Here is a 10946-nt window from a genome sequence, read left to right on the forward strand (position 1 = left end):
CTCAAAGCCCTCCCAGATTGAGCAGCAAACCCGCCGCCGCAAGGCCAAGGCATAGCCATTGATAAGAGGTTTTAAAACCCTCGTAGCGACGCAGTATCAGCACCCAAGCAAAGCCTGCCAGCATCAGCGAGCACAGCAAAAAGGGAATAGCCCATTCCCAGCCAAGAGCGGCAGCCCAATAGTTTACGGCTACCAGCGAGCAAGCAAGTGCTAACAAACGTTGAATAATAAGGGGAATCTTATTGCTAACTAACTGCCCATAACACAGCGGTGGCGCCAGGGCTGCCAGCGCCAAGGGCATAAGATGGAAGAACATAATCGGCCTTGATCAATGAATCGCAGCAGCTTAGGGCTGCGTGTATTTATTAGATAGAAACACGGTTATTAAATGGTAATGCAATTATTAATTATTATCATTTATCAAACAAGAGTCTACCACAGCAAAGTACCAAGCAAAGTGCCAAGCGAATCATAATCAAGCGGCTGAAAACGATATTGGCCAGGTTGATCGCGACAAAATTCAAATGGTGTGGGATAAGGGAGGTGCCAGCGATAGGCAAAACCGGCAACAGGTAATACCAGAAACAAGATGTAAAAAACCTGGGATACAGAAACGAAAAAGGCCGCCCATAAGGCGGCCTGTAGATAAACAGTTGCTAATATGGCGGCTAGGCTTTATTCCCCTGGATATATTCATCCACCAACTGCTCAAGGATATCCAGCGGCACAGCGCCGTTTTTAAGCACCACATCGTGGAAATCACTGAGGTTAAATTTATCGCCCAGCGCGGTTTTGGCTTTTTCGCGTAGCTCTAAGATTTTCATCATACCAATCTTATAAGAGGTCGCTTGGCCTGGCATGACGATATAGCGTTCGATCTCGGAAACTACATCGGATTCGGCCATACCGGTATTGGCAATCATGTAATCGATGGCTTCTTGGCGAGTCCAGCGCTTGGCGTGAATACCGGTATCGACTACTAAGCGCACAGCGCGGAATAGCTCGGCCTGTAGGCGGCCAATATTATCGAAAGGATCTTTTTGAAAGCCCATCTCCCAAGCGACTTGCTCGGCATAAAGTGCCCAACCTTCTACATAAGCAGTAAATGGCGAGAAGCGACGGAACAAGGGCATGCCTTCTAGCTGCATAGCAATGGCTACCTGAAAGTGGTGCCCCGGAATTCCTTCGTGATAAGCCAAGGTGCGCATGCTGTATTTAGGCGTGGCTTTGATATCGTAGAGATTGGCAAAGAACTGACCAGGGCGTGAGCCATCGATAGCTGGCGGCTGATAGTAGGCGCCTGGTGCGGTCTTTTCTTTAAAGGCCGGAATACGTTTTACTTCCACACCAGTATCTGGACGCAAGCTAAAGGCTTGCCCCAAGCCCTTATCAATCTCGTTTAGGATTACTTGGTAATCGGCAATAATTTGCTCGCGGCCTTCATCGGTATCGGGATAATAAAACTCTTCCTTGCTGGCCATCTCATCAATAGCCGCGCTAAAGCCTGCGCTAACATCGTAGCCTTCGCCGGCTAAGATCGCCAAAATTTCAGCTTGGATGCGGGCAACTTCCGATAAACCAATATTGTGAATTTCATCGGCGGTTAAATCGGTAGTGGTGAACAAGCGCAGCGCCGCTTTATAGGCGCCCTCACCTTCCGGTAGTTTCCAGAAGCCATCATCTTCGGTGGTTTTATCGCGCAGTGCGGTAAAGTAATCGATCAGCTTTTGATAGGCCGGGTAAACATCAGCCTGAATCGCTTTTTCAGCATCGGCCAGCACTTGGCTATTATCGTAGCCTTCGATTTCTGCCGATTTCTTTTCTAAATTGGTATAGAGAATATTCTCTTTGGGGGCTGTGCCAACAAAGTTATTCATTTCCTCTAGCACACGATCTACTACAAAGCGTGGAGGCAGAATATTGCGTTTTTCCCTTTCTTTTAGGCCTTCTAGCACCTGATCAAACTTTTTACCCACCGCCGTCAAGCGTGAAATATAGTTCTCGGCATCTTCGGCTATTTTAATTTCATGGGTAGATTCCATAAAACTTGGGTAGCCGTTTTGCGCACCAAACAACTGGTTTACCGGATAATTATGAAAGCGATAACGCTCAAAATCATCCATCGAGGCAAAGAGATAATCGGCAATGGCTTTTGATAACTGCTCGGCCTCGCTTAGATCTTCTACCGCGTATTCATCTAGCACCGCCTTGGCGGCTTTTAGATCGGCAATCATGGCATCGCCAGCGGCAATACTATCGTCATCCAGCTTACTGTTGTGCCCGCGAATACCAATGTTTTCCAGCATATGTAGCTGACTTAGCATTTCTGGGCTTTTTAAGGCCTGTTTAAGAATTTCACGATTGAAGAAATTATTAATAAAAAATGGCTTGGCATACCATTCGTGGGCCGCAAAACTGCCGCCCAGAATAATAATAGACAGCAAACCGTAAGCGATAAATTTTAGTATTTTCATAGTGCTGGTCTTGTAGTGTTTTAAAAGGTGAAAAAACCTTGTTACTCAATAAACGTAGTAAAATCTGCTAGGGGCTTTTTAGTAATATCTGGCACCTGGGCACCTTCTTCTGGATAGCCCACCACCAATAAAATATATGGGCGTTCGTATTCTGGGCGCTTACAGATTTTATTCAAAAACTTCATTGGGCTTGGGGTGTGGGTTAAAGTCGCTAAACCCGCCTGATGCAAGGCAGTAATTAAAAAGCCAGAAGCCAAGCCTACCGATTCTGCCGTGTAATAGTTTTTATGCTTGCTGCCTTCTTCATCGTATTCAAACTTTTGCAAAAAGATGGCAATTAAATAAGGGGCTGTTTCCAAGAAGGGCTTTTTATCATCGGTGCCTAAAGGTGCCAAATCGTCTAGCCATTCTTCGGTAGCACGCTCGGAATAAAACTGGCGCTCTTCCTCCTCGGCGGCCAGGCGAATCTCTTTTTTGGTTTCCGCATCGCTAATCACCACAAAGTGCCACGGTTGCTTATTGGCACCACTGGGCGCCGTGCCCGCGGCTTTTAGGGCATTTTCAATTACCGAGCGAGGCACGGGCTCTGGCGAGAAATCGCGCACGGTGCGACGGCGCTTGATCATCTCGTAGAAGCTAAGGGCATTGGCTTCCATCTCGGCTTCGCTTTGCTGTTGAAAATCTAGTGGGATAAAGGGGTATTCAGACATGTTTCTCTCTTATTATCTGGGCATATCGTTATTTTTTAACAATATCTATTAACAATGGGTATTACTGCATTACCGCCGCTTCATAGAGCTAAGACGAGTGTAGGGGCGATAAAATCAATGAAAACTGCCATAAAACTGTAAAGCTAGGGGCTTTTACAGCCGCTAGCCGAAAAGTGGCCTAGAAAACAGCCCGAACAAGCGCCGCCCAGATTAGCGACACTTTGATTAGCAACGCCCAGGAGAGGCAGCTAAGAGAGAAACACTAGCCCTTGGGCTGCCAAAGCTCGATTTTGTTACCGGCCGGATCCATAAACCAGCCAAAATCGCCATAATCGAAAGATTCCGGCTCGCCGATAAGCTCGGCGCCACCTTGTTTTACCTGCTCTAGTGCGGCGGGCAAATCATCCACCACCAGGTTCATCATAAATTCTTTACTGGAAGGCTTAAAATAATCGCTGCCCTGTTTAAAGGGCGCCCAAACGGTGTAGCCATGCTCGGGCATATCCGCAGGCTGTAAGGCACAGCCGCCATAGCTTGGATCTATCGGCAAGCCCAGATGCTCTTGATACCAAGCCGCCAAGGCCTTTGGATCCTCACAGAAGAAAAAAATACCACCGACACCTAATACCTTCGCCATGCTGACTCCTTGCGGCATTACCGCTATGGGTTGACCGAGCTGAACACAATGTTTTCAAGACTGCCTAAAAACCGCCGACATAATCTAAAACTGTGTATTGATACCTGAAAGGCTTGCTGAATAATGACACAAAGCTACCGACAACACTATCTGGTCGCGGCCGCGCTATTTGGGCTATACGGCGTACAAGTATGCCCCTTTTTAGACAGCCTGAGCCTGGGCGCACTGCTGATTCCTATAATGCTGAGCTTTGCCATTATTGGCCTTGGGCGCTACTTGCTAGATGGGCAAATTAGCAATACCGAGCTTAAAAAGCAGGTTAAACGCCAGTTTATTCTGGATATGGGCCTATTCTTATTTACCGGCCTTGCCCTGGCCGCCTACTTTCGCCTGCTACACCAATCCCCCCTAGAAAGCGGCTTAAAGGTTATTATTGGCATGGCGATCTTTGGCTTCTTTATCGCCTGCGATCAGGCCCTGCTGAAAGAGCGCAAAATAGCCGAGCAGCTAGCCGATGCCGGCGAGCATATCACCCCAGATTGCAATCCTTACCCGCTTACTCACAAATTCAGTCACTTTGCCTGCGCCTGTGCTATCGCGGTAATTGGCGTAGTGTTTATGGTGATCAATAAAGATTTACATTGGCTACAACAGGTGGGTGAAGATCTGCCACTGGCCACCGCACAGCGTTATATTCTTACTGAGGTCTCTTTTGTCGTGGCCGTGATTATGGTGTACGTGCTGCGCATTATTTTTGCCTATGCCAATAATTTAAAAATGTTTATCACCATGGAGCAAAGCGCCCTAGCCGCTGTCGCCCAAGGCGATTTAGAAGCCGAAGTGCCAGTAAGCAGCAATGATGAATTTGGCCTTATGGCATTGCACACCAATAAAACCATCGCCGCACTGGCCGAGCGCAGCCGCGAGCTAAGCATCACCCGCGATGCCAGCATCTTAGGCTTAGCCAGCCTAGCCGAAACCCGCGACAATGAAACCGGCGGGCATATTCTGCGAACCCAAAACTATGTAAAAGCGCTAGCGTTAGAGCTGCGTAAAAATCCAAAATACCGCGAGCAACTGGATGACGACACCATAGAACTGCTTTATAAATCGGCCCCGCTGCACGATATAGGCAAGGTAGGCATTCCCGATAATATCTTGCTAAAACCCGGCAAGCTTAGCGATGAAGAATTTGAAGTTATGAAAGGCCACCCACAAATTGGCGCCGATGCATTAGAGGTTGCCGAACGCCAACTGGGCAGCAACTCCTTCTTAAGAATCGCCAAAGAGATTAGCCTAAGCCACCACGAAAAATGGGACGGCAGCGGCTACCCAGCCGGCCTAAGCGGTGAAGACATCCCTGTATCCGGCCGCCTAATGGCACTGGCCGATGTATACGACGCCCTCATCAGCGCCAGAGTGTACAAACCCGCCTTTAGCCACGAAAAAGCCAAAAGCATCATCCTAGAAGGCAGCGCCAAACACTTCGACCCCGATATAATCCAAGCCTTTATAGATTGCGAAAGCGAGTTTGTGCGTATTGCTGATGAGTTTAGTGATAATAAAACGCAAGCGGCTTAGTGTTGTTTGGCTTTTTTGATTAGCTACCGCCTTGTACTTGGTGCCTTTTTAAAAAGGTGCCAGGTGCCTTAATCCCTAGTAGCTGCCTTAGACCAACGCCATATCAAAAGCTTCCCCCAAGCGAGCAAACACCTTGAACCTAACGGTATATGGATTGAAATACCGGTTTAAATTTAAAACCATTAGCCGTGTATCTTCCTATTAATTGGGGAATTAACAATTAACCCTTTCAAAGTTATAAGTTAATCAACCACATACGAGGGTTAGCTGCGTTCTCTTAATCCGCTACACAAGAGAAAAAGCAATTTAACAGCCAACAAATAACGACTTAAGCGCCAGGCCTCGTTAATTAAGTATGATTTCTCTAGTACTTGTAAAACCCCAGATAAAACAATAAATTAGAGATTTAGACAAAGGAATGCAGCTAGGTATTAAAACGGACACCATCCTATTATTTCTGAAATCCCCGTATTAATAAGACGCGTCTGCTGTTTGGTTGTAATTCTGCTTGTCTGTTTATTTAGCTGTTATAAACTTGGAGCAAGATGAAGACTCCTAGAGAAAAACTGGAGAGCTGCATTATCGAAAACGGTTGGCGCATCGAAAATGTCCAATACGATGACCTTGATTGGTGGGCCGACGAAATTTGGGAGTTGCGCTCTATTTGGTCACCTCAAGGAGTGCCAGCTTATTTGTCGTTATTGGTCGATCCCCAGCATGAGGGTGCAAGGAGAAAAGGTCAGGGGGTGTGGGCTGTGGGTAGTTCAGGTGAGAGTCCAGCCTCACTTGAAAAAGCCTGTTCTCACGGTACAGTAACTATAAATGAAATCTCGAAGGGCAATGCCATCGAGGTCATAGACAACATCGAATCGTTAAGGTCAAGTGCCATTAATGACATCAGTTTATAACAAGTGCCAGCTAACGACGTTGCAAAAAGCGCAACGCGACAGTGGCGGGCGTTAGGGCTCAGATATGAATCGAGCATTCGGTAAAGTATTTAAAAGCGAATCTGGAGTTGAGTACGGTGTAATCCGAGAAGCCAAGGAGCCTTTCCCTGAGGGCTTGTCCTCATCGAGTATACTTGCCGAAGACTGTTGCGGTAACTACTTCGTTCTACTCAATGAGGCAGTGTGCTTCTGGGATCACGAAACAACAGAGAGCGTGTTTCTATCTGAATCAGTAAATGATTTTGTTTCTGGATGTACTGCTCTAGGAGAAGTTGAACTAGAGCATGGTCAAGTAGAATCGGCTTGGATAGATCCCGAGTTTGCGAAGCAATTCGGCATCAATACCAAGCCCTAACAAGCGCATGTTTCGGACAAATTTCCGCTGCGCTCCAATTTTCCGCAAATGCGGGCGTTATATTTTTTAGGGAGTCAGGTTATGGCTATTAGAGTTAAGCACTTCGCCTCCAAAACAATAGACACTGCGCCCACATTTGATGTGGAAGCTATAATCACAGAGGTTTTTATTATTTTCTTTTGTGGTGTTTTTGCATATATTGGTTATAAAGCAAAAATCGCTCTTTTACTGCTCTTAAATCTGATCGCTGCCGTAGCGGCAACTTTAGCGGCTCTCTATTCAATATATGAGTATCTTTCAGAAAAAAGGCGTGTTAATAAAATTTCAAAAAGTAAATAAATATAACAAGGCCAAGCAAGTACGGCCGCTGAAAAACGCGGCCGGGACAGCCAATGCATGACATAAGATGAAATTCGGAATTGAGTACAAGCTAGAAGATCATGGTTGGGCGACTGTTGTGTTAACTGATGATGCAGAGAAATACAAATCTCCTGTATCCTACTTGCATGATAGTCTCGCTGAGCTAGCCCAAATGGCAATAGACTTAAAAAACGGACTACCAGAAGCGAAAGTTGTTTTTATGAATGAGCCGGGAGAATTACAACTTGTAGTTATCGTCAAGGACCAGATAGCCAACTACGAAGGCCGCTGGTTTAATGATTGGGCAAGTTGGAATATGCATCCAGAATCAGAATATAAGGTTGTAGTTCATGGCAGTTGCTCCGTTGCTAGGATCATCCAACAAATAACCAGCGTTCTTTGGGATATCCATAAAAACATTGGCGTAGAGGAATACAAGGATCGGTGGGTAGAGCATGAATTTCCAATCAAAAAGTTTGAGGTGCTAGCAAATGCATAACAAGCACATCAAAAACCGCCCGCGAAAAGCGCGGGCTGGACTCGCTAACGCTCGCCTTTTTATGTGGGCGTTACATGCCTAATTCAACGAAGGAGTAAAATTGAATATTTATAATGGTAAATCTGAAGAGAAATATGCTGGATATTTATTATCCTACATCAATGATGTGCTAATTCCATCATCAGAAGAATTCTTCGGGCTTTTAGATGAAAATAAACTGGCGCTGCATCATGCTTTTTCATTTAATGCCATTTTAGCTCATGCGATTGATTATATGGTTTTCATCTCAAACAAGATGACCAGTGTTAAAAGAAAAGACTTCATCAATCAATTTGATGAACAATATTATGTGGATGGATGCGTTCACATAAACAATAAATTCAGACTACTGGATGCCATCAATAACTCTTTTAAACATGTTGAGCTGCTTCAAAAACGTTACCCTGATCTAATAGAAGAGTATGGTGACCTTACATTTCATAGCCTAAAAGCCCATGATGGAAAAGTCTTCTTTGAGGCATCATCATACAAATTTGATTATTGTAGGGTTGTTATGCGCCCTATTGCAGTCATTTTTAATTGTGGATTGAAAACTACCAACGATGTTGATGATTTTATCAATGGCAGAATATGCGGCTCCACTGGTTATGGTCACTTTACTTATGACTACGAGCCTCATGATTCAATTGACAGAATGATAGATGCTTGCAATCCCGAATGTATGGATTGTGGAGAGTATGGAGATAATTGCGACTGCCCAAACTTCATATATGGTGAAAACCATGGAGAGTTTAACGCAAATATCGACCCAAGATTTGATTTTGAAGATGTAATGTCACAAATTAGTGGCACCCGCGAGTGGAGCAAATAATACGGCATGTAACAAGTGCATCCAGGTGACCGCCTTCGGCGTCACTTGATGCAAGCGTTATATCTGCCTTAACCTGAGGGATTGATAAATTTCCATGGATGAGTCAAGAACATATTCTGTAGATAGCAAAGCGATTCCTGGTATCTCAAATGAAGAACACATAATGCCTCTGTACGAACTTCTTAATTGGCTTAAGAGTGAGAATATAGATGCTTCGAATACTAGAATTCCAAAATACATTAAGTTTCTAGAAGATTACGAGAAGAATGACAGCCTTGATCCTAAAAATAGTGAAGAAGATCAAGACACAGTTACAGAGTACCTTTATGTTCTAAGGGAGGTGCATGAACTCATATGGATTTTCAATGGGATTAAGAATAAATTTCCAGAAGGAGTTGTAGACCTATTTAAGAAGTCTATTGGCGGAAATAGTTATGCCAGAAATGATAAAGACACTACTGCCAGAAACTATCAATTCGAGCTTAGAATACTATCCTATTTTCTAAGGAGAGGCTGGGAAGTAGATGTTAGAACTAGAACAGATATCGTCACCAGAAAGAATAAATTCACTTTCTATATTGAGTGTAAAAGGTTAAGTAGTAAGAAAAAAATAGAGTCTAGAATAAAAGAGGCTGCAAAACAGCTAGATCGAAAAACTAAAAAGACAAAATTTTTAAGTAAGGAACTTGGTGTGGCCGTCTTTGATGTTACGAAGATTGCATACCCTCATCAGGGTGTAACTTGGGGCGTTACTTATGAACATTGCAGGGACATAATTCAAGAAAAGCTAAAAAAAATCGAATCTGAGTATGACTTCTACACGCCGTTTTTAAAAAACAAAAATATCATACTTGTGTGGCTGCAAATTCATATTCCGTCACTGAACCTTGGTCTGGCGCACCCGACAACAAGATTTTCATCGTTTTTTTTGCCAATTATTCCTAAATCTGGGTATCGATATAGGGGATTTGAAGAGTTGCGATCAGTTATAGAGGTAGATCCTAGTGAATTATAGATTTAACAAGTCAATTAACTACGCGCCTTTCAGACGCCGGACGCAGAAAAACTGCGCCGGTTATTGAAGCGTTATGGCTCAACACGTATGAAATTTATCACGTTGATTTCAGGCTTGCTTCTATTTTGTTCCGTGGATGCGGCTGATATTAGTGAGTGGCTAAAGGATGCTAATCCGCAAGGATACTTCCCAGAAACTGGAGATTACTCAACATATCCAGATGCATGCAATGAGAATACATGCTTTCATCTGGTTGGGGTGTACTACGTCACCCCAACGAATAAAGGAATGAGAAGGGTAGCTGTGTTTTCAGAAGGTGGAAAATATTTGGGTGCTTATTCAGGGTTCAATGAAATGCCGACAAAATTAGTGGGTTTTCAGCTTGTATTTCCTGAGTCAGAGTTTGGCAACTCTATTAGCTTTGATGGAAAGTTGCCTCCAACTAGAGTCTACATTGATGGTGAATACTTTGAATTTGAGCCCATGCCATAACAAGGGCCAGCACAATCGGAAAATGCAAAAAACGCATTTTCCTGGACTCATGAAAAACGCTCTCCTGCGTGGCTGGCGTTAGGTGTCAAAAATGATCGTCGAAAATAAGTGGTTTGCGGGTGTCATTTCTATACCACTATACATCGCGACGTTCTTAAGTTTATCGCTCGTTACTAGCAATATTATTGCTTACATTATTTGCGGCATAATGGTGTTATATATTTCAGGGGTGTTGTACCAAAGATTGGTTGTTAACCGCGTAAAAAATGGTATCAGCCAATCAATAGCATCATTGCAGTGGCTGGCTATTCAATTATTAATTTTGGGGGCTTGGTATGCGGCAGTCTCAAATATCAGCACCTAACCAGAGCAGCCTGCCTCGCCCCAGCGAAAAGACGCTGGGGCAGGACCTCGCTTCGCTCGACCGCAGCTGCAGGCCTTATGTGCTTTAGATATGCTTAATGTTCAAGGCAAATATATTTGGAGAGCTACAGTATTTTTAATGATTTCTATAGGAGTAAAATATTGCAGTGATTCGGTAAAAAGTCATCGTGGCGCTATGAGAATGACTGATGAATTTGCCCTAAATAGTGCCTTCAATATACGAATGTACTTAGAGGAAAATTCACGCTGTCCAAAAAGTCTCCCTGGCTGGGATAATGTAAAAATTGATCATCACGATGAGGAGTACATTAACTATGGTAATGAGCACGGATTTTTTCGCTTAAAATTTAGCTGTGGAAAAAACCATAAATATACAGTGGCAGTACTTTATAGTTTTGATTCAGAGTCATACTTCACAGGCGAAGGCTCTTCACCAGTAAAAATTGCATATGGTCACTTCTCCGAACGAAAGTACATTGAAGTATCAAAAAAAGCTGACATTGACTCTGCGCTAAAACACATATATGGCTTTTAAGGTTACACATAACACATATGAGCCATTAACCAGTCAATAGGCAATAAGGTACCCGCCAGTGCTCTGGGTGGAAGTTTTTATATTTT

Annotated in this window: 14 protein-coding genes; 10 read left to right on the plus strand and 4 right to left on the minus strand. The window is 44.0% G+C overall.

All coding sequences use genetic code 11. The annotated features are described in order from the left end of the window. Position 1: 1 nt before the first annotated feature. The 4 genes from Q1A41_RS09635 to Q1A41_RS09650 all read right to left on the minus strand — a co-directional run bounded on the left by Q1A41_RS09635 (position 2) and on the right by Q1A41_RS09650 (position 3821). Positions 2 to 316, minus strand: a complete 315-nt coding sequence (locus Q1A41_RS09635) for a hypothetical protein (protein ID WP_299977765.1) — start codon at positions 314 to 316, stop codon at positions 2 to 4. Positions 317 to 668: 352 nt separating this feature from the next. Then, positions 669 to 2474 carry a DUF885 domain-containing protein gene (locus Q1A41_RS09640; protein ID WP_299977769.1) on the minus strand — a complete coding sequence of 602 codons (1806 nt, stop codon included), beginning with the start codon at positions 2472 to 2474 and terminating at the stop codon, positions 669 to 671. 41 nt (positions 2475 to 2515) lie between these two features. Continuing rightward, positions 2516 to 3184, minus strand: a complete 669-nt coding sequence (locus Q1A41_RS09645) for a nitroreductase family protein (protein WP_299977772.1) — start codon at positions 3182 to 3184, stop codon at positions 2516 to 2518. A gap of 262 nt (positions 3185 to 3446) precedes the next feature. Next, positions 3447 to 3821 (minus strand): VOC family protein, encoded by a 375-nt coding sequence (locus Q1A41_RS09650; RefSeq protein ID WP_299775233.1) that lies wholly within the window; start codon positions 3819 to 3821, stop codon positions 3447 to 3449. Between the two features lie 123 nt (positions 3822 to 3944). Here Q1A41_RS09650 and Q1A41_RS09655 point away from each other — a divergent pair, with 123 nt between their 5' ends. The 10 genes from Q1A41_RS09655 (at position 3945) to Q1A41_RS09700 (ending at position 10860) form a co-directional block, all read left to right on the plus strand. Then, a complete protein-coding gene (locus Q1A41_RS09655) occupies positions 3945 to 5402 on the plus strand; it encodes an HD domain-containing phosphohydrolase (protein ID WP_299977776.1) in 1458 nt (485 codons plus the stop codon). Positions 5403 to 5947: 545 nt separating this feature from the next. Further along, positions 5948 to 6310: a hypothetical protein gene (locus Q1A41_RS09660; protein ID WP_299977779.1), complete on the plus strand. Its 363-nt coding sequence runs from the start codon at positions 5948 to 5950 to the stop codon at positions 6308 to 6310. 64 nt (positions 6311 to 6374) lie between these two features. Further along, entirely contained in the window at positions 6375 to 6704 is a 330-nt protein-coding gene (locus tag Q1A41_RS09665; protein ID WP_299977781.1) for a hypothetical protein, read from the plus strand. 81 nt (positions 6705 to 6785) lie between these two features. Then, on the plus strand, positions 6786 to 7043 hold the full coding sequence (locus Q1A41_RS09670) for a hypothetical protein (RefSeq protein WP_299977784.1): 258 nt from the start codon (positions 6786 to 6788) through the stop codon (positions 7041 to 7043). A gap of 67 nt (positions 7044 to 7110) precedes the next feature. Next, entirely contained in the window at positions 7111 to 7563 is a 453-nt protein-coding gene (locus Q1A41_RS09675; RefSeq protein WP_299977787.1) for a hypothetical protein, read from the plus strand. Positions 7564 to 7663: 100 nt separating this feature from the next. Further along, positions 7664 to 8434 (plus strand): hypothetical protein, encoded by a 771-nt coding sequence (locus Q1A41_RS09680; RefSeq protein ID WP_299977790.1) that lies wholly within the window; start codon positions 7664 to 7666, stop codon positions 8432 to 8434. Between the two features lie 94 nt (positions 8435 to 8528). Then, positions 8529 to 9449 (plus strand): hypothetical protein, encoded by a 921-nt coding sequence (locus tag Q1A41_RS09685; protein WP_299977793.1) that lies wholly within the window; start codon positions 8529 to 8531, stop codon positions 9447 to 9449. Between the two features lie 87 nt (positions 9450 to 9536). Then, entirely contained in the window at positions 9537 to 9941 is a 405-nt protein-coding gene (locus Q1A41_RS09690; RefSeq protein WP_299977796.1) for a hypothetical protein, read from the plus strand. A 91-nt stretch (positions 9942 to 10032) separates the two neighbouring features. Then, positions 10033 to 10305, plus strand: a complete 273-nt coding sequence (locus Q1A41_RS09695) for a hypothetical protein (RefSeq protein ID WP_299977799.1) — start codon at positions 10033 to 10035, stop codon at positions 10303 to 10305. A gap of 90 nt (positions 10306 to 10395) precedes the next feature. Further along, positions 10396 to 10860: a hypothetical protein gene (locus Q1A41_RS09700; RefSeq protein ID WP_299977802.1), complete on the plus strand. Its 465-nt coding sequence runs from the start codon at positions 10396 to 10398 to the stop codon at positions 10858 to 10860. Positions 10861 to 10946: the final 86 nt, after the last annotated feature.

Source organism: uncultured Pseudoteredinibacter sp. (assembly GCF_947502065.1).
Lineage (GTDB): Bacteria > Pseudomonadota > Gammaproteobacteria > Pseudomonadales > Cellvibrionaceae > Pseudoteredinibacter.

Excerpts from the sequence above, each read along its gene's own strand:
- Q1A41_RS09635 (WP_299977765.1), bottom strand. The coding sequence starts at position 316 with ATGTTCTTCCATCTTATGCCCTTGGCGCTGGCAGCCCTGGCGCCACCG.
- Q1A41_RS09640 (WP_299977769.1), bottom strand. The coding sequence starts at position 2,474 with ATGAAAATACTAAAATTTATCGCTTACGGTTTGCTGTCTATTATTATT.
- Q1A41_RS09645 (WP_299977772.1), bottom strand. The coding sequence starts at position 3,184 with ATGTCTGAATACCCCTTTATCCCACTAGATTTTCAACAGCAAAGCGAA.
- Q1A41_RS09650 (WP_299775233.1), bottom strand. The coding sequence starts at position 3,821 with ATGGCGAAGGTATTAGGTGTCGGTGGTATTTTTTTCTTCTGTGAGGAT.
- Q1A41_RS09655 (WP_299977776.1), top strand. The coding sequence starts at position 3,945 with ATGACACAAAGCTACCGACAACACTATCTGGTCGCGGCCGCGCTATTT.
- Q1A41_RS09660 (WP_299977779.1), top strand. The coding sequence starts at position 5,948 with ATGAAGACTCCTAGAGAAAAACTGGAGAGCTGCATTATCGAAAACGGT.
- Q1A41_RS09665 (WP_299977781.1), top strand. The coding sequence starts at position 6,375 with ATGAATCGAGCATTCGGTAAAGTATTTAAAAGCGAATCTGGAGTTGAG.
- Q1A41_RS09670 (WP_299977784.1), top strand. The coding sequence starts at position 6,786 with ATGGCTATTAGAGTTAAGCACTTCGCCTCCAAAACAATAGACACTGCG.
- Q1A41_RS09675 (WP_299977787.1), top strand. The coding sequence starts at position 7,111 with ATGAAATTCGGAATTGAGTACAAGCTAGAAGATCATGGTTGGGCGACT.
- Q1A41_RS09685 (WP_299977793.1), top strand. The coding sequence starts at position 8,529 with ATGGATGAGTCAAGAACATATTCTGTAGATAGCAAAGCGATTCCTGGT.
- Q1A41_RS09690 (WP_299977796.1), top strand. The coding sequence starts at position 9,537 with ATGAAATTTATCACGTTGATTTCAGGCTTGCTTCTATTTTGTTCCGTG.
- Q1A41_RS09695 (WP_299977799.1), top strand. The coding sequence starts at position 10,033 with ATGATCGTCGAAAATAAGTGGTTTGCGGGTGTCATTTCTATACCACTA.
- Q1A41_RS09700 (WP_299977802.1), top strand. The coding sequence starts at position 10,396 with ATGCTTAATGTTCAAGGCAAATATATTTGGAGAGCTACAGTATTTTTA.